The organism is Shewanella sp. 433, assembly GCF_059338565.1.
Map to the genome: position 1 here is coordinate 2,922,756 of NZ_CM181703.1, position 19,288 is coordinate 2,942,043.

At 45.7% G+C, this 19,288-nt stretch carries 15 protein-coding genes, 1 pseudogene and 1 riboswitch; of the genes and pseudogenes, 11 read left to right on the plus strand and 5 right to left on the minus strand.

The window, feature by feature from the left end; genetic code table 11:
• Positions 1–40 precede the first annotated feature (40 nt).
• Entirely contained in the window at positions 41–2,173 is a 2,133-nt protein-coding gene (locus tag AC5YB1_RS12880) for a M3 family metallopeptidase (protein ID WP_494519513.1), read from the plus strand.
• An 81-nt stretch (positions 2,174–2,254) separates the two neighbouring features.
• On the opposite strand, the gene AC5YB1_RS12885 is transcribed toward AC5YB1_RS12880, so the two are convergent.
• From AC5YB1_RS12885 to AC5YB1_RS12895, 3 genes are all read right to left on the minus strand, one after another.
• On the minus strand, positions 2,255–3,823 hold the full coding sequence (locus tag AC5YB1_RS12885; RefSeq protein WP_494519514.1) for a Na+/H+ antiporter NhaC family protein: 1,569 nt from the start codon (positions 3,821–3,823) through the stop codon (positions 2,255–2,257).
• A gap of 78 nt (positions 3,824–3,901) precedes the next feature.
• Positions 3,902–4,118, minus strand: a riboswitch (Lysine riboswitch).
• A gap of 149 nt (positions 4,119–4,267) precedes the next feature.
• Positions 4,268–5,191, minus strand: a complete 924-nt coding sequence (locus AC5YB1_RS12890; RefSeq protein ID WP_494519515.1) for an electron transfer flavoprotein subunit alpha/FixB family protein — start codon at positions 5,189–5,191, stop codon at positions 4,268–4,270.
• Positions 5,191–5,940, minus strand: a complete 750-nt coding sequence (locus AC5YB1_RS12895; protein ID WP_494519516.1) for an electron transfer flavoprotein subunit beta/FixA family protein — start codon at positions 5,938–5,940, stop codon at positions 5,191–5,193. Before AC5YB1_RS12895 ends, AC5YB1_RS12890 begins: the two co-directional genes overlap by 1 nt.
• Before the next feature lie 329 nt (positions 5,941–6,269).
• Here AC5YB1_RS12895 and AC5YB1_RS12900 point away from each other — a divergent pair, with 329 nt between their 5' ends.
• From AC5YB1_RS12900 to AC5YB1_RS12915, 4 genes are all read left to right on the plus strand, one after another.
• Positions 6,270–6,662: an H-NS histone family protein gene (locus AC5YB1_RS12900; RefSeq protein WP_494519517.1), complete on the plus strand. Its 393-nt coding sequence runs from the start codon at positions 6,270–6,272 to the stop codon at positions 6,660–6,662.
• A gap of 1,568 nt (positions 6,663–8,230) precedes the next feature.
• Positions 8,231–8,617, plus strand: a complete 387-nt coding sequence (gene rcsF, locus AC5YB1_RS12905; RefSeq protein ID WP_494519518.1) for an Rcs stress response system protein RcsF — start codon at positions 8,231–8,233, stop codon at positions 8,615–8,617.
• A gap of 108 nt (positions 8,618–8,725) precedes the next feature.
• Complete coding sequence (gene tsaA, locus AC5YB1_RS12910; RefSeq protein WP_494519519.1) at positions 8,726–9,463, plus strand: tRNA (N6-threonylcarbamoyladenosine(37)-N6)-methyltransferase TrmO; 738 nt, start codon at positions 8,726–8,728, stop codon at positions 9,461–9,463.
• A gap of 2 nt (positions 9,464–9,465) precedes the next feature.
• Entirely contained in the window at positions 9,466–10,083 is a 618-nt protein-coding gene (locus AC5YB1_RS12915; protein ID WP_494519520.1) for an acyltransferase, read from the plus strand.
• Positions 10,084–10,186: 103 nt separating this feature from the next.
• Here the strand turns inward: AC5YB1_RS12915 and upp are convergent, their stop codons facing one another.
• The gene (upp, locus tag AC5YB1_RS12920; RefSeq protein ID WP_110456250.1) at positions 10,187–10,813 is read right to left on the minus strand and encodes a uracil phosphoribosyltransferase; all 627 of its coding nucleotides are present in this window, start codon (positions 10,811–10,813) and stop codon (positions 10,187–10,189) included.
• A gap of 212 nt (positions 10,814–11,025) precedes the next feature.
• On the opposite strand from upp, the gene purM reads away from it, so the two are divergent.
• The 6 genes from purM (at position 11,026) to AC5YB1_RS12950 (ending at position 19,053) form a co-directional block, all read left to right on the plus strand.
• The gene (gene purM, locus AC5YB1_RS12925; protein WP_494519521.1) at positions 11,026–12,063 is read left to right on the plus strand and encodes a phosphoribosylformylglycinamidine cyclo-ligase; all 1,038 of its coding nucleotides are present in this window, start codon (positions 11,026–11,028) and stop codon (positions 12,061–12,063) included.
• The gene (gene purN, locus AC5YB1_RS12930) at positions 12,063–12,707 is read left to right on the plus strand and encodes a phosphoribosylglycinamide formyltransferase (RefSeq protein WP_494519522.1); all 645 of its coding nucleotides are present in this window, start codon (positions 12,063–12,065) and stop codon (positions 12,705–12,707) included. The genes purM and purN overlap by 1 nt, the downstream gene beginning before the upstream one ends.
• A gap of 180 nt (positions 12,708–12,887) precedes the next feature.
• Positions 12,888–13,634, plus strand: a complete 747-nt coding sequence (locus AC5YB1_RS12935; protein ID WP_494519523.1) for an HAD-IIA family hydrolase — start codon at positions 12,888–12,890, stop codon at positions 13,632–13,634.
• Between the two features lie 197 nt (positions 13,635–13,831).
• On the plus strand, positions 13,832–15,526 hold the full coding sequence (locus tag AC5YB1_RS12940; protein WP_494519524.1) for a M28 family metallopeptidase: 1,695 nt from the start codon (positions 13,832–13,834) through the stop codon (positions 15,524–15,526).
• Between the two features lie 402 nt (positions 15,527–15,928).
• Positions 15,929–17,590, plus strand: a complete 1,662-nt coding sequence (gene asnB, locus AC5YB1_RS12945) for an asparagine synthase B (protein ID WP_475516425.1) — start codon at positions 15,929–15,931, stop codon at positions 17,588–17,590.
• 134 nt (positions 17,591–17,724) lie between these two features.
• Positions 17,725–19,053, plus strand: a complete 1,329-nt coding sequence (locus AC5YB1_RS12950; protein WP_494519525.1) for an IS4 family transposase — start codon at positions 17,725–17,727, stop codon at positions 19,051–19,053.
• Between the two features lie 9 nt (positions 19,054–19,062).
• On the opposite strand, the pseudogene AC5YB1_RS12955 reads toward AC5YB1_RS12950, so the two are convergent.
• Positions 19,063–19,209, minus strand: a pseudogene (locus AC5YB1_RS12955) (VOC family protein); the annotation flags it as partial.
• Between the last annotated feature and the right edge of the window lie 79 nt (positions 19,210–19,288).

Below are 19,288 nucleotides of genomic sequence, written 5' to 3' on the forward strand. Positions count from 1 at the left end.
ATAAATAATAACAAAACAACAATTGAAGGTTTTTATAAACATGCGCAAAACATTACTTGCTGCGTCAATCGCGGCCACCATTGCCCTTACAGGCTGCTCACTCAATGAAACTCAAGCGCCTGCTGCCGCAGCGGTGCAAACTCAAAACCCATTAATGCAAGCCAGTTCGCTGCAATACCAAGCGCCCGATTTTAACATCATCAAAGATGAACATTTTCAGCCCGCACTAGATCAAGGTATCAAAGAGCATTATCAACAAGTACTCACGATTGCCAATAATAGCGCGGCGCCGACATTTGAAAACACCATAGTTGCATTAGAAACCAGTGGCGAACTGCTGAACCGTGCTTCAAAGGTGTTCTATAACTTAGCGGGTACAGATAGCAACCCAACACTGCGCAAAATCCAAGGTGAAATGGCGCCTAAAATGGCCGCTCATTCCGATAATATTCACCTTAACGCGCCATTATTTGCCCGTATCGACAGCCTCTATCAACAGCGCAATAGCTTAGGTTTGACGAATGAAGAAGTGCGTCTTATCGAGGTTTATCACCAACGCTTTGTGATGGCTGGTGCCAAATTGACCGATGAGCAAAAAGCAAAAATTCGCGTCTTAAATGAAGAACAATCGACACTGACCAATGAATTTAGCCAGCGCCTAATGCGCCTGACCAAAGAGATTGCGGTGGTTATTGATGATGTCAATCAATTAGCGGGCTTGTCTGACAGTGAAATTCGCGCTGCTAAAGCCGATGCAGCGGCTCAAGGCCATGAAGGCAAATACCTGCTTAGTATCACCAATACTACGCGCCAACCTGTATTAGCTAAACTTGAAAACCGTCAGTTACGCCAACGAGTATGGCAAGCCTCATCAACTCGAGGGATGAGTGGTGAAAACGAAACCGCTTCACTTGTTGCTCGCCTCGCACAACTTCGCGCCGAACGCGCTGAGTTGCTAGGTTACAAGAGCTGGGCTGACTATCGCCTAGCACCGCAAATGGCTAAAAATCCCGAAGCGGTTTACCAAATGTTTGGCTCTATGGTGCCAGCTGTTGTCGCTAACACTCAAAAAGAAGCCGACGATATTCAGGCGATGATCAATAAAACCGGTGGCGATTTTACTCTAGCGCCATGGGATTGGGCCTTTTACGCCGAAAAGGTACGTCAAGAAAAGTTTAATCTTGATGAAAGCTCCATCAAGCCTTATTTCGAGTTCAATCGAGTATTGACTGACGGCGTATTTTTCACGCTTGAATCGCTTTACGGCGTCACCTTTAAGCCGCGCCCCGATCTTCCTGTGTATCATGAAGATGTAAAAGCCTATGAGATGTTTGATGCAGATGGGACTTCGATGGCTATTTTCTACGGCGATTACTTTGCCCGTGAAGGTAAGCGTGGCGGTGCATGGATGAGCTCATTTGTAGCGCAATCAAAACTGCTCAACAGTAAGCCGGTTGTCGTTAACGTGATGAACATCAAAAAGGCACCAGAGGGTGAAGCCACTTTTGTGAGCTACGATGAAGTGACCACTATGTTCCACGAATTGGGCCATGGTACTCACGGCATGTTCTCTAAGGTCACCTACCCTAGCCTTTCAGGCACTGCGGTCTCGCGTGATTTTGTCGAGTTCCCATCAACCTTCGAAGAAGATTGGGCTGCCCATCCAAAAGTGTTAGCTAACTATGCTAAACACTATGAGACAGGTGAAGTGATCCCTGATGAACTGCTGCAGAAATTACTTAAATCACGCAGCTTCAATCAAGGTTTCGATACGCTGGAGTATATGGCAGCCGCATTAGTAGATTTAGAGTGGCATTCACTACCTGCAGACGCACCATTACAAGATGTAGCGAGTTTCGAAGCTAAAGCGCTGGAAAAACATGGCATCAATATCGCTGCCGTTCCACCACGTTACAAATCCACTTATTTTGCTCATGCCTTCCCAGGTGGATATTCAGCTAGCTATTATGCCTACATGTGGAGTGAGATCTTAGCGGCAGATGCTTTTGCTTATGTACAGACCCAAGGTGGTCTAAATCGCGACATTGGCATGAAGTACCGCAAGACGATACGCGAAGTGGGCAACAGCGTGCCACCGATGGAAGCCTACAAAGCATTCCGAGGGCAAGCGCCTACAACAGAAGCGCTACTTAAGCGACGCGGTTTAAACTAAAGCAACTCATGCAACGCCCATAAAAATGCCGCTATGATTAGCGGCATTTTTTATCACTGATTTCGCCTTAGCGGCTCATGATTATATCGTTGGTTTAGCAGCTTGATAGCGAAGTACAACCACACTTATCACAAACAGCACACTACTGGCACCTAAGCCTGCAGCCAGCGATTCGGTAAAGCCGAGCACCACATAGCCACCTAAGCTTATCCCTGCCACAATAAGCGCGTAAGGTAGCTGAGTTAATACATGGTCAATGTGATGACAATTAGCGCCTGTTGACGACAAAATAGTGGTATCGGAGATCGGTGAGCAATGATCGCCAAATACCGCACCCGCTAATACTGCAGCCAGCATGGGAAGCATCATATTGGTGTGCGTGCCCATGGCCATATCGGCGGCAATCGGCAACATGATGCCGAACGTGCCCCAGCTAGTCCCCGTTGAAAACGCGGTCAATCCGGCCAGAATAAATAATACCGCAGGCAGTAACGCAAAGGGGATATTACCTGTGGCTAGGCTGGCCATATATTTACCCGTTTCCATCTGACCAATCACACCGGCAATGGTCCAAGCAAACAGTAAGATATAGATAGCAGGTAACATAGAACGTGCACCTGCTATCATCCCTTTAAGGATTAATGATTTATCTAAACCTTGACTGAGAACTAACAGCAATGTGGCCACTAGGCCAATGATCGCCCCAAAAAACAGTGATGAAGCCACATCGGTTTTTTCAAAGGCGCCAATTAAGGTAAATGGCAAGTTATCCGCGGCTAACGCGTCTGCTCCGCTGCTGACCATATAATAGATAGTGGCGCCAACGAGTACTGTGATGGGTAAAAATAGCCCTGATATTTTACCCGAATCGGCCTCAGGCAGATCGCTATTGGCTCCAGGTGGTAATCCTTTAGACTCATCATAAAGATGACCTTTTTGGGCGTTAAGCTCATGCTGACGCATCGGGCCAACATCGAGCCCCATAAAGGCGACACACAATAGGAGTAACAGCGCAAAGATAGCGTAGAAGTTCATCGGGATCATCTGAATGAACACGCTTAGATGCCCTGTATCAGCAAAACCATGTGCCGTTAAAATGCCGCCAATCAGCGCAATAATATATGCCCCCCAACTCGACACGGGTGAGATAACACAGATAGGCGCTGCGGTCGAATCCAGCAGGTAGGCCAATTTACTGCGTGAAATGTAATAGCGATCGGTTAACGGCCTTGCCACGCTGCCGACAACTAAGCTATTAAAATAATCGTCAATAAATACCACGCAACCTAAAAACATGGTCAATAGCTTAGCATCACGTTTATTGCGAATATGCTGACGTGCCCAATTGGCAAACGCCTTAGCAGCGCCGCTGACAGTGATCAATGCGGTGATCATCCCCAACAAGATAAGGAACCCAAGCAGATAGACATTCCAACTATTGAGGGCGCCATCGGCCCAAAATAACCCCGTCACCTGCTTAGCGAGATATTGTCCCGTGTCACCGAAGGAATAATCGGTGATAAGCACAGCCCCAAGTAGGATCCCCACCCCAAGCGAAAGTAATACTCGACGAGTAAAAATCGCCAGCAAAATAGCCACCACAGGGGGCAGCAAGGAAAGCGCCGAATCGGCGTAACTCAAAGTCGTCATTGTTTTATATTGTCTTCGTTAAATTACGAATGGAGGGCAACTGAACTGGTGGGATATAGCAAAAGATATTACACCTGTCCTATCAGTAGCGCTCCATAGTGATACCAGTTGTCGGTATACCTTCTTTTTATCATTCCGGATAAAAAGCACTATGGCAGTGCTGCCTCTATTCGATGACAGCCCCAGCAGTGAGCTTTGATGAACTCGACCACTTCGGCATTAAATCCTTTCCTATTCGCTGTACGGCATCACCCTAACGAATACTACTAATATTTAATGCACCTCTACGTCTCAGGACGCCTGACCAATTTCACTATCGGCAGGCGTGACGCACATAGAAACACAAGCGGCTTTAAGGATGCTACCTCAAAGCCGGCCAACGTGATCTATATCACACTAAGTTTTAAATGAACACCAAGATATTCACCAAGTGTTTACAACTTACTAAAGAAGCTCTACTAACTTAGGTACTGCATCAAACAGATCCGCTTCTAAACCATAATCGGCCACTTGGAAAATAGGCGCCTCTGGATCCTTGTTGATGGCCACAATCACCTTAGAGTCTTTCATCCCTGCCAAGTGTTGAATCGCGCCCGAAATACCAACAGCAATGTACAGATCTGGGGCAACAATCTTACCGGTTTGCCCAACTTGCAGATCGTTAGGCACATAGCCCGCATCTACTGCTGCACGAGATGCCCCTAAAGCCCCCCCCAGTTTATCGGCAAGTTGCTCTAACATTGCAAAATTCTCAGCACTGCCCATTGCACGACCGCCCGACACCACAACCGATGCCGCGCCTAAATCTGGGCGCTCTGATTCGGTCAATGTTTGTGAAACAAATTCAACATTACTGGTAAAAACACCACCAAGGGTCTGCTCGGCTGCCGCGCCATCATTACTCACAGCGTCAAATGCACTCACGCGCACCGTCATCACTTTGATGGCATCTACACTCTGCACGGTAGCCATGGCACTGCCTGCATAGATTGGCCGAACAAAGGTATCTTCACTGACAACTTCAACCACTTCAGACAGTTGCGACACATCAAGTAAGGCTGCTACGCGCGGTAAAACATCTTTACCTAAACTCGATGCTGAAGCCAAAATATGTTGATAATCGTTGGCGATAGAGACCACTAGTGCCCCTAAGTTCTCGGCGATACCGTGGGCATAAGCCGCATTGTCTGCCACTAATACACTGCGCACACCGCTCAATTGCTTAGCAGCCTCGACCACTGGTGCACAGTTTTCACCTGCGACTAATAAGTCTACATCGCGACCAATTTGTTGTGCACACGAAACCACTTTAGCCGTGTCTAGTTTTAAACTCGCGTTATCATGTTCTGCTATTACTAGAATCGCCATTAGATCACCTTCGCTTCATTTTTTAGCTTTTCAACCAGCTCCTCAACAGAAGCCACCATCACGCCCGCCTTACGCTGTGCAGGTGGAGTGACTTTTAGTACGGTTTGATGTGACTTTAGCTCAACACCAAGACTCTCGACCGTTATTGTCTCTAGTGGTTTACGTTTCGCTTTCATGATATTGGGTAATTTGGCGTAACGAGGCTCATTTAAACGTAGATCTGTCGTAATGATGGCTGGCAGTGGCATTTTCAGCGATTGTAGTCCGCCGTCAATTTCACGTGTCACCAAGACAGTTTCTCCCTCAACCTTCACCTCAGAAGCAAAAGTCGCTTGTGGCATGCCTGCCAATGCTGCCAGCATCTGACCTGTCTGATTGTTATCGCCATCAATAGATTGCTTGCCCAGTAAAATAAGCTGTGCTTGCTCTTGAGTCTGAATCGCATTGAGTAACTTGGCAATCGACAGCGGTTCAAGTGCTTCGTCGGTTTCCACATGCACACCACGATCAGCGCCTAACGCCATAGCGGTGCGCAATTGCTCTTGTGCAGCCTTAGGGCCTATGGTTGCCACGACGATTTCAGTGACAATACCCGCTTCTTTTAACCGAACCGCTTCTTCTACAGCAATTTCACAAAATGGGTTAATCGCCATTTTAAGATTTGCGGTATCGACATTGCTATTGTCAGCATTCACCCTGACTTTCACATTGGCATCGACGACGCGTTTAACTGGCACCAATACTTTCATAAGGCTTCCTTCTTACCATCTTTTTATGTTGAATAAAAAAGTGCATAGCAAAACTATCACAAACTTAAGCCACTTTACGTGCTGTTGACGTTAACGTCAACAAGAACGCAACGAGAAATCTACAAACAGAAAATGACAACAAAACACCAATATAAAAGTGATTACGTTCACTTTTTCATATCAATTTTAATGCAATTTGGCTCTGCATTAATAAAATTACAATATATAGCAAAATAATTATTTAATTCGTTTGATTAAGCGGATATTAGTTTCTATTATTATCAGTGATAAGCCTATTTACAATTATATTTAAGCAGGACACCAATAATATGAGCGAATTTCTAGATATATTGACACACGGCCGTCGTTTTAAAGCTGCGGTAAAAGAGTTATCTGTAGAAGATTTAAAAGATGTCGCTAGCAAACTAGAAAAGATTATTACCGAAAAAGAGAAGCAGGCAGAAGAAGAAAGCGCTGCGATGGCTGAGCGTAATGCCAAAATTGAAGAGATCCGTCTTCAGATGGAAGCCGTCGGTTTATCGGTTGATGATTTAGGCGCTGTTGCGGTTAAAACTGCTCCTAAAAAACGCGCACCACGTCCGCCTAAATATAAAATCGAAGTCGATGGTGAAACCATCACTTGGACTGGACAAGGCCGCACGCCAACCGTATTTAAAAACGAACTAGAAAAAGGCCGCAGCTTAGAAGAGTTTCTGATCTAGTAAGTTGCGATATCGCCAGAATAGATACCTATATTGACTCTGGCAATACATAACAAAGCCAACACTTGATGTGTTGGCTTTGTTGTAATCAGGGTCAACTTTAAGTGAAAGCTAATATTAATCTCTCCTCTATGATATCTAGACTAGATAGATTAACTCTACTTAGTATCTCCTGATTGACTCGTTAACGATTTAACTGGCCCATTTAGTCTTACATCTTATCGCCCTATCTCCATATCAATACCACTGCGACAAAAATGACTTTGAGTCGCGGTAATATAGTGTTCCCCACTTAACAAGAAAAGATAAGCAATTGATAAGTAGAGGTAAAACACTTAAGCGATGACGACTAAAGCTCCGTTAAACTTATGCTGCGTTCTACACAACTGAATATGCCGAATACAAATACAGCAAGAGCAAATTACATTGCTAACGGCATTGTGCAAGTTCAATTAACTGATAACTTCCACATTTAACTTAGGTTAAGGACAGACTACATATCCTTGTTATCGATACCGTAGTAAAGACGGTTTATCTTTAATATGAATAGCCTAAATTCATTATACTTTGATGACTGAAATACTGAACATAAGTCACTCTCTGCAAGTATTTCACAGCAAATAGCTATCCACTATAATGACCCGCGATAACGATCCCCAAATGCCGATTCATCAGTCCTTAGCCCCAACAACAACTCTCCATTGATGAAGTATCATCTAATTGCGAAAGTACAAGCGTTTTAATACACGCATAAAAATGAGGGGGATATCGTTAATTATGATTTGTAGTCATTATGGTTAGTATAGTTACTTGAGTGCCAGTGCATCGCGTCTAACACTCGCGACATGTCACTCAACAACAAGGTCGTATTGTTTACCAATATTCACCCCTAAACAAAGAGCTTTAAGCAGTAAATCAAACTTATTTTTCACCCCAGAGATACAGTGACTAGGTTATTGGTGATGCTCATAGCCATTAGTTTATTTCCTGCTTTCAAAGCCAATGACTCCCTATTTCATTCAACTCAATGATGATGGTTCAAGTATTGACTAAAACTGCAGCTGTTAATCTTGTTTACCCATGACTAAGACTACAAGGTAGCATCGTTCCTCGTAGGCCAAAACCGTTTACTCCTGCCAATATTAAACTATCACCAATAACCGTTTTAACGAATATTCAACCAGAGCCAACATCAAAGAAACATGTACACTTGGGAACGAAGAGCACTATTATAATGGTATTTATAGTCAACTCATTTATCCCGTTCATAAAAGACACCTGCGATGCTCGATGCTGAAAAAACGGATTATGGTGTTTACTGTCGCTACACAGTACGCTGGTGCATCATTAGGCATAAAACCTAACCACCCTAAGCACAGATTGACTCGTTAAGGATATTTACCACACTCATTTATGCCAGTGTATTTCCCTTATCGTTAAATAGATGGCAACAATCACCAACTACAACTTTATCAAGCGTCACTAAAGCGGTAGTATTTCCCTCTTAAACAGTACAGTGTGAATGGCGAATTTACACTGTACAGCCTCAACATAAACAGGCCTTTAGCATGAAAAAGATGACCCTTACCCTATTTGCTTTGCTCCTTGCTGGTTGCGCCAGTGAATACACTTTTAATAGCAATTTAGATGGCCAAGCCATTAACGACTATTTTAAAGTGGGAGAGGTTACCCTCTATCAAGAGGGAACTGAGCCAACAGTGCCTTATGAACTTAAAGGTATGGTCGAGGGCGAGTCTTGCCAAGAACGTTCAAATGATGCGCCTGCATCATTAAGTGCAGCACGCACCGCAGCGCGCTACGCCGCCGCCGATAAAGGTGCCAATGGTCTGATCATTAAACGGTGTGTGATGTTTGACCAACCCAGCAAAACCTGCGTAACTCAAACCCTGTGCGTAGGCCAAGCAATTCTGACTCAAACCAACACAGACAAATAAAACCAAGGCATGAACCAACGTAAGCTTAAGCCTATTGCATCAGGCTTAAGCTCCCCTAACCGATGAAGCCAAGCTTCATATTATCTTACGCTTAACCGAGCGAGTAGAATGACTTTTAGCAGCAAAATTCAGGCTGTGGCCATCTGCCACACCCCTTATAAACAAAAATTTGGCATTCCAAGACAACCAGGATTGGTGAGTGCCGCTAGAGGGTTTGTCGAACTACAACCTCCATTTAATCATATCGATACCGTGCGTGGATTAGAGCAATACTCGCATATTTGGCTGCTATTTAGCTTTCATGAAAACTTAGCTCAAGGCTGGAAAACCACAGTTAGACCGCCAAGATTAGGCGGCAATGAAAAGCTAGGGGTGTTTGCCACCCGCTCCACGTTTCGCCCTAACGGCATCGGGCAATCAGTAGTGAAACTGCATGGGATCCACCAGCAAAAAGGCAAAGTGATGCTTGAGATCTCGGCGATGGATCTGCTCGATGGAACTCCTATCATAGACATTAAGCCTTACATCCCTTTTTCAGATGCGATTGATGATGCCCAAGGCGGGATCGCCCATGATGCGCCAGTGTTAGCCAAGGTGCATTTTACCGATACCGTGCAGCAGCAACTGAGCCATTACCAACAAAGCCAGTATCCTAACCTGCAAGCCATTATTGAAGGAGTACTAGCCCAAGATCCACGCCCAGCTTATAAAAAAGCCAAGGCCGATCCCAAGCAATATCAGGTGGCGCTCTACGATTTAGATATTCTATGGCGAGTGATAGATGGTTCTATTCACGTGGAGGCGATCCGCCCTTCAAATGCGCAAAAAATCCGTTTAGATGACTAACCATGACTGACGCTATCGATTATCAAGCCCAGCACAAACAGCGTCTCGCTTACATGCCTTGGCTCTATTTTTCACTTAAGCCGAAACATTTAAGCTGGGCTCAACCCTGGCAAGCAGCCATTCAACAGCACCTGATGGCGGTTGAAACCGTTAGCATAGGTGAGCACTGCTTTATTGCGCCACAGGCGCAGCTGTTTGCTGAGCCGGGACGCGATATTATTATTGGCGATCAATGCATGATAGCCGCCGATTGTTTTTTACATGGGCCGATCATTTTAGGTCGCGAGGTGGCGATCAATCACGGCTGCTCGCTCGATGGTGGACGTGGCAAAATTATTATTGGCGACCAAACCCGCATCGCCAATAACGTCACCATTTACGCCTTTAATCATGGCATGTCGCCCACCATGCCCATCTACCAGCAAAATGCCCACTCAAAGGGCATCGTTATCGGCAAAGATGTATGGATAGGTGCTCAAGCCGGCATCGTCGATGGTGTCACGATTGGCAACTGCGCCGTGGTCGGCATGGGCTGTATCGTCACTAAAGATGTGCCTGATTATGCAATTGTGGCGGGTAATCCGGCTAAGGTCATTGGCGACAGAAGAGATAAAGCCTAATCGCGCAATCATTACGGCTCAATAGCACACAATAAAATAAAAAAAATCCGATGACCAATGGCATCGGATTTTTTATTGCCAAACGGTTTACACCGTCCGCATGTTATTTAGTGCCGAAAATTTTATCACCAGCATCACCCAAACCTGGCAAGATATAACCTTGCTCGTTGAGGCAATCATCGATAGATGCAGTAAATAGCTCGATATCAGGGTGGGCTTTCTCTAGTGCTGCAACACCTTCTGGTGCAGCGACTAACACTAGGGCCTTAATTGAAGTGCAACCACGGGCTTTTAACAAGTCGATAGTGGCGATCATTGATCCGCCCGTTGCCAACATAGGGTCGACCACAAGCGCGATACGCTCATGCATGTTGCTGGCTAATTTTTCAAAGTAAGTCACAGGTTGCAAGGTTTCTTCGTCGCGGTAAAGACCCACTACTGAGATACGCGCACTCGGTACGTGCTCAAGTACACCATCCATCATGCCTAAGCCTGCACGTAAAATAGGTACTACAGTGACTTTTTTACCTTTGATTTGATCGATTTCAACTGGACCATTCCAACCGTCGATAGTCACTTTTTCAGTTTCAAAGTCTGCGGTCGCTTCATAGGTTAATAAGCTTCCTACTTCTGCTGCTAACTCGCGAAAACGCTTAGTACTAATATCCCCTTCACGCATTAATCCAATTTTATGACGGACCAAAGGGTGTTTAACTTCGACTACTTTCATCGTTTTCTCCTGATGCATATTTGTGTTTTTTGAGCAAATTGCACCGATTTTAGTAGATTTGTCCAAATTGGAAAACATAAAGTTTTATAAACACGGTAAATCGTGAGCTAAGTCCGTTTCAATATTCAAAATCATCACTTTCGAGCGCCTCCACAAACTGATAGAATGCGGCGCATAAAAATCCAATAACGATGTACCCGAGAGGATCCTCCGTGAGCACTCCTACCCAACTAAGCTATAAAGACGCAGGTGTTGATATCGACGCAGGCAACGCCCTGGTAGACAATATCAAATCTGCTGTAAAACGTACCCACCGCCCAGAAGTTATGGGCAACCTTGGTGGCTTTGGTGCCCTTTGCGAGCTACCAACTAAGTACAAACATCCAGTTCTTGTTTCTGGCACCGATGGTGTAGGTACCAAGCTTAGACTGGCCATCGATTACAAAAAACACGACAGTGTCGGCGTTGATTTAGTTGCCATGTGTGTAAACGATTTAATCGTTGCTGGCGCAGAGCCACTTTTCTTCCTCGACTACTACGCCACTGGCAAACTGGATGTTGCAACGGCAACCTCAGTCGTCAATGGTATTGCCGAAGGTTGTGCTCAATCAGGTTGTGCCTTGATCGGTGGTGAAACCGCCGAAATGCCTGGCATGTATGAAGGCGAAGATTACGATCTTGCTGGATTCTGTGTCGGTGTAGTTGAAAAAGAAGACGTGCTAGATGGCTCTAAAGTGGTCGCCGGTGATGCACTTATCGCTTTAGGTTCGAGCGGTCCGCACTCAAATGGTTACTCGCTTATTCGTAAGGTGCTTGAAGTAAGCCAAGCCGATCCTCAGCAAGACCTTGATGGTAAGCCGCTTATCGATCACCTACTCGAGCCGACCAAAATTTACGTTAAGCCGCTGCTTAAGCTGCTTGAGCAAAATGACATCCACGCTATGGCACACATTACTGGCGGCGGATTCTGGGAAAATATCCCACGCGTACTGCCTAATGATGCCAAAGCTGTGGTTAAAGGTGATTCTTGGCAGTGGCCAACCGTGTTCAACTGGTTAATGGACAATGGCAACATCGCTGAATTTGAGATGTACCGTACCTTTAACTGTGGCGTGGGCATGATTATCGCCTTGCCACAAGATCAAGTAGACAGTGCTTTACGTTTGCTAAAAGCTGAAGGTGAAAACGCTTGGCTTATCGGTGACATTGCTAGCCGCAATGGCGACGAAGAGCAAGTGGAGATCATCTAATGCCCCAGTGCTGTCGCGTATTAGTTTTAATCTCAGGTAGTGGCAGTAATTTACAAGCCGTTATCGATGGTTGTGATGACAATGTACATGCTGAAGTCGTTGGTGTTATCAGTAATAAACCTGATGCTTATGGCCTTGTGCGTGCCCATCACAGTGAGATAGATACCAGTTGTGTGATAGCGCACCAAGGTGAAACCCGCAGCGATTATGATGCACGCTTGAAGCAAGCCATCGATAAGTATCAACCCGATCTTATTGTGCTCGCAGGCTTTATGCGGATATTAAGTGACAATTTTGTGCAGCAATTTGAGGGGCGGATGATCAATATTCATCCCTCTTTACTCCCAAAATACACCGGGCTACACACTCACCAGCGGGCAATTGACGCTGGTGACAGTGAGCACGGTGCCAGCGTGCATTTTGTCACTCCGGAGCTCGATGCTGGGCCGGTTATTTTGCAAGCCAAAGTACCCGTTTACCCAGAAGATGATGCCGCAACGCTCGCCGCACGCGTTCACGAGCAAGAGCATGCTATTTATCCTCTCGTGGTTAAATGGTTTAGTCAAAACCGTTTAACCATGAAAAATGGCACCGCCTATCTCGACAGTAAACCGCTAGATGTTATGGGCTATGCCGCCGATTAAAGCGCCATAGCTAACAGCATAAATAACAAAGAGACCTCAGGGTCTCTTTTTTTACTTGCACGTAATCCCAGGCAATCTTTGCTAGACCACTTAAAGAATTGGCCTGTGAGTATTGTTTTTACAGCCTAATTAGTTTTAGATGGAAAGCAGTTAATTTCTGCTAGCCACATGGAAGCAAAGATGAAAAATATAATTTGCGATATCGATGGTGTATTACTGCATAACAACAAGCTTATCCCGGGAAGTGATACCTTTATTGAGCGGATCTTAGAGCAAGGCAATCCACTGGTTATCCTCACCAACTACCCCGTACAAACCGGCAAAGATCTGCAAAACCGTCTTGGCGCAGCAGGCATTAATATCCCTGAAGCCTGTTTTTACACCTCGGCCATGGCCACAGCCGACTTTCTTAAACATCAATCGGGTGATAAAGCCTATGTCATTGGTGAAGGCGCCTTAACTCACGAGTTATACAAAGCCGGCTTTACCATCACCGACATTAATCCTGACTTTGTGATTGTGGGTGAAACTCGCTCATACAACTGGGATATGATCCATAAAGCCGCACAGTTTGTGGCTGGCGGAGCCCGTTTTATTGCCACTAATCCAGACACCCATGGCCCAGCCTATAGCCCAGCCTGTGGTGCTTTGTGTGCGCCTATTGAGCGCATCAGTGGCCGTAAACCCTTTTGCGTTGGTAAACCCAGTTCGTGGATCATCCGTAGTGCACTCAACCATATCAATGGCCACTCTGAAAACACGGTTATCATTGGCGATAACATGCGCACCGATATCTTAGCTGGGTTCCAAGCAGGTCTCGAAACCATCTTAGTGACCAGCGGTGTCAGTCAGCTCAAAGATATCGAAAAAGAGCCTTTTAGGCCTAACCATATTTTTGACTGTGCCGGTGACATCGACGTTATCTAATCAATCCGCTTATAGTCATAAAGCGTAACATTTTAATCAGATGGCTCACTTGCTAAAGTGAACCATCTTCACCATCATGTCCCAGCGGCAATAATGTTGAGTTTCACAGACATTACCCTCGTCAGCCAACACCATAATAATAGCGCTTAACAAAACCCAGATTAGCGCCATAAATAACAATAAAAATAGGATATTAGATGCGATTACTCCTACCCGCATGCGCGTTGATAATACTCAGCGCCTGTAGTCAAAACTCAACTGCGGTTCGCACTGCTGTGAACGTGCCAGAGTTTAACGAAGCACGATTTCGTCAAGATATTCAAACCCTGTCATCAGACGCCTTCGAAGGCCGAGCGCCAACCACGCGTGGCGAGCAACTCACACTGGACTATCTCAGTAACGCCTTTGCCTCGGCTGGACTCATTGGCGCGAACGATGGCAGTTATCTGCAATCTGTACCTATGGTGAGCTATACCGCCAGCGAACAGCAGCAAGTTAACCTTGCGGGTATTACAATGCGTTATCGTCAAGATATCGTGCTGAGCAGTCGCCACGATAATCAACAGATCAATATCCATGATGCCCCACTGGTGTTTGTCGGCTATGGTATCAACGCACCAGAATACCAATGGAACGATTATCAAGGGGTCGATATGCGCGGTAAAATTGCGCTGATCTTAATCAACGACCCTGGTTTTGCCCTACCCGATTCGGGTAAATTTACTGGTAAAGCTATGACCTACTATGGTCGCTGGACCTATAAATTTGAAGAAGCTAGCCGCCAAGGTGCACTGGGCGCAATTATTGTGCACGATACCCAGCCCGCGGCTTATCCCTGGTCTGTGGTAGAAAATAGCTGGACCGGCGCTCAACAAGATTTAGTATTAGACAACGCCACTCAAGCACAGCGCGTACAAGTTGAAGGCTGGATAACCCAAACTAAAGCCAAGGCACTGTTTGACGCCGCTGGTTTATCGCTAGCCACATTAACTGACCGCGCCGCAAGCGGGCCCATCAATGTGGCACTGGACAAAACTGCCGATATCGCCTTTGCCAATCAAGCCACATACGCTAACAGCTATAACGTAGTCGCCACCCTTCCGGGCAGCCAGGCTAAGGCAGAGCAGATCCTCTTCACTGCTCACTGGGATCATATCGGCGTCGATACGAGTAAAGAGGGTGACCAAATATACAATGGCGCCTTAGATAACGCTTCAGGCATTGCTGGCATATTGGAAATTGCCCGCCAGTTTGCCAAACAAGCGAGTGAGGGCAACCCCTTGCAGCGTTCGTTAACCTTTGTCGCCACCACAGGTGAAGAGCAAGGCCTGCTTGGTTCTCGTTATTATGCCGCTAATCCGCTCTACCCTTTAACAAACACTGTGGCGGTATTTAACTTAGATAGCACCAACATTTATGGCCGCACCAGCGACTTTACCATTGTCGGTAAAGGCAAATCCGAACTTGAGCGCTACTTAAGCGATGCCGCCAGTCATCAACAACGGGTCAGCGTAAGTGAGTCGCGGCCTGAATCTGGTGGCTTTTTCCGTTCAGATCACTTCAGCTTCGCCCAATATGGTGTACCAGCCGTCTTTGCCGGTGGAGGTAATGAACCGGCCGATGAAGCGTCTAAAGCCTACCGTGCATCAATGAAAGAAAAGATGAAAGGCTGTTATCACAATGTGTGCGATGAATACCGTGCCGATTGGGATCTTTCTGGGGCGCTGCAAGATTTAGGCGTCTACTATCAGGCAGCACAAACTCTTGCTAATAGTGACGACAGGCCCGGTTACTACCCAGGCACTGAGTTTCACCATTTACGCCCAGCCAAAACCCCGGCAGCCAACACGCCGCAAAGGCCAGAGAATATAACAGCCCAAGGCATGCAGTAATGCTAGTGGCCTAGGCCACAGACAGACTCACTCGCGCTTACTGACATGTTTCAACTCACTAGATTGGCAAAGGCTTCTCATTGAAGCCTTTGCTGTATAGATAATCATCACACCATGTAAATAGCTCATTTACCCACCAACATTGGCCATAACATCATAAATTGCGAGTCAATTTAAGATTGTCAAAATCTCGGCATCAAAAACCCAACCAAAATAGTGATTAACCACAAAAATCGCCATTAAAATAAACAATCATCATTTTACAACCCGAATAACCATACAAATAGTCACTCAAAAACCTATAAAACCGCCGTTTTATCAAAAAACAGGTTTGGCAAATCGATAAAATGCTGTCAAAGTGATTGGCAATTGAGATTAAGTGAGTTTTTGGGAGTTTTTGTTATGTGTTCAATATTCGCCATTTTAGATATTCAGTCCGATGCGACTCCACTGCGTCAAGTGGCACTAGAGATGTCCAAACTACTGCGCCATCGTGGCCCTGATTGGTCAGGGATCTACAGCAGTGATAAGGCCATTTTAGCCCATGAGCGTTTAGCCATTGTCGATATCGAACATGGCGCACAGCCACTGTTATCTGATGATGAAACGCTGATTCTTGCCGTCAACGGTGAGATCTATAACCACAAAGAACTCAAAGCTGAATTAGGCGATAAGTACAGCTATCAAACCAACTCAGATTGCGAAGTGATTTTGGCGTTATATCAAGAATATGGCAGCGCATTTTTAGATAAATTAAACGGCATTTTTGCTTTCGTGCTGTATGACAAAACCCAAGATACCTATTTAATTGGTCGTGACCATATGGGGATCATTCCGCTTTATACGGGTCATGATGCAGAAGGTAACTTCTATATCGCATCTGAAATGAAAGCACTAATGCCTGTGTGTAAAACCGTGGAAGAATTTAAGCCGGGCCACTTACTGACCCCTGCAGGTTACGAGCAGTACTATCAGCGTGATTGGCAATCTTTTAGCGCAGTAGAGCACAACGACGCCAGCGTCGATGAGCTGCGTGACGCCCTCGAAGCTGCAGTAAAGCGTCAGCTGATGTCTGATGTGCCCTATGGCGTATTGCTATCGGGTGGATTAGATTCATCAATCATCTCAGCTATCACCCAAACCTTTGCTAAACGCCGCATCGAAGATGATGGTGCTAGCGATGCATGGTGGCCACAGTTGCATTCATTTGCTGTTGGGCTCGAAGGCGCGCCGGATCTCGTCGCGGCTAAAAAAGTGGCCGATGCCATTGGCACCATACATCATGAGATCACCTTTACCTTCCAAGATGGCTTAGATGCGATTAAAGATGTGATCTACCACCTTGAAACCTATGATGTCACCACCATTCGCGCAGCCACGCCAATGTACCTTATGGCACGTAAAATTAAAGCGATGGGCATAAAAATGGTATTGTCAGGTGAAGGCGCCGATGAGCTATTTGGCGGTTATCTTTATTTCCATAAAGCGCCTAATGCCCAAGCCTTCCATGAAGAGCTAGTACGAAAATTGGACAAGCTACACCTATTTGACTGCCTACGCGCCAACAAAGCCATGGCAGCCTGGGGGCTCGAGGCTCGCGTGCCGTTTCTTGATAAAGAGTTTATCGATACCGCCATGCGCATCAACCCTGAAGCAAAAATGTCAAAAGATGGCCGCATCGAGAAACATATTTTACGCCAGGCATTTGAGCACAAACTGCCTAAAGAGGTGGCATGGCGTCAAAAAGAGCAGTTCAGTGATGGTGTCGGTTACTCTTGGATCGATGGTCTTAAAGATCATGCGGCGCAGCAGGTTGACGATCTACAACTGGCTAACGCCAAATTTAGATTCCCTTACAACACGCCCGAAACGAAGGAAGCTTACTTCTATCGTTGTTTCTTCGAAGAACACTTCCCACTGCCATCAGCAGCAGAAACAGTGCCTGGCGGCAAGTCTGTGGCCTGTTCGACGCCTGAAGCGCTGGCTTGGGATGAGAGCTTACAAGGCATCATAGACCCTTCTGGCCGTGCAGTGCAGTCGGTACATGAAAGCGCGTATGCTTAAGCGATAAGTATCACATCGCAAACTAAAAAAGAGACCTTAAGGTTAATGCCGATCAGTTAAGCATATAAACGATCAGTTGACCGATCTTTAAAAGGCTTCAAAATCCAATATCAGAAATGATATTGGATTTTTTTATGTCTTTAGAACAAGCTTTCTGCACCGCTTTTGAATACCACCAAGAAGCCACAGCCTTTACCAATCTTAATCACTTATTGGATGAAAACATCATCCAGCAAGCCTTTGAAACTGCTGGGGTCGCCACAGTAAGAAAACGTCGCTTACCCCTTGATGCAGTTATGTGGTCTGTCATTGGTATGAGTTTTTACCGACAACAGTCTGTATGGGAGCTTGCGACTCATATGGAGTTGATGCTACCAGGTAAAAAGAAGCTCATTGCCCCCAGTGCTCTTGTTCAAGGGCGCCAGAGGTTAGGTGTGCAGAGTATGAATAATGCCTTTCAAATGATGGCAAAACATTACTATAGCAACACTCAATTTGAGACGTGGTGTGGACTGAATTTATTAGCCGTTGATGGTGTAGTCTGGCGCACTCAGGACACCGCTGATAATCGTAATGCTTTTGGCTCACCATCAAATCAACATGGTGACACCTCATTTCCTCAGGTTCGTATGGTGTGTCATATGGAGCTCACTAGCCATCAACTGATAAATAGCGCGTTTGATGGTTATAAAACGAGTGAAATGAAGCTAGCAGAAGCGCTCATACAGTCAACTCCAGACCATAGTCTCACGATGTTCGATAAAGGTTTTTACTCCTTAAACTTGCTACATCAATGGCAACTAGGTGGTGAAGAGCGGCACTGGTTAATCCCTGCGAGAAAGGGGCTTCAGTACGAGGTTTTACACTCAAATGGCCGGTTAGATAAACAGGTGAAATTGGCAATAACCGCCCAAGCCAGACAACAAAACCCAGCGCTACCGACGCATATAGAAGCGAGGCTGGTGACAAAATCAATAAAAGGTAAGACGCATCAGGTATTAACCTCAATGGTCGACCCATTACGCTTTCCAAGTGCTGACATCGTTGAGTTATATAATCATCGATGGGAAATAGAGCTTGGCTACCGAGAGATGAAACAGACCCTACTAAACAGCGAGTATACGCTAAGAAGTAAAAAATCAGAGATGGTAGAACAGGAACTTTGGGGCTTACTACTTGGCTACAACCTGATGCGTCAAGCAATGACTGAGGCCGCGTCAAGAAAAGGAATATGGGCCAATCGCCTCAGCTTCAGTAACTGCGCGAGTACGATACTAAGTTACCTAGCAAGATTACCACTGATGAGCCCAGGAAATTTACCCAATCATTACGAGCAACTGATAGAAATGCTAGGTAACTTCGAGCTACCAACGAAACGAGAAGATAGGGTGTACCCAAGGGCTATAAAGTCAAAACCAAGCAAATATCCCCATAAAAAGAAAAATGCCAATCAGCTTAACTGACTGGCATTAACCGTTTATGCCTGCATTAATAAAGCAGCTATAGCTGTCACCATAGTCGACAAATTGCCACCCAAAGACGTCACTAAAAAACGCTTTAGTGGGTGCCATGGCTAATACCGGAATTTCTAAATAATTAATGCTTAAGGGAGCGTCCATAATCGCCTCATATTGTCGATAGCAGCACATAAAACAGTAGCATAGATAACAAGTTCATGACTAAACAAAAAAGAGAGCC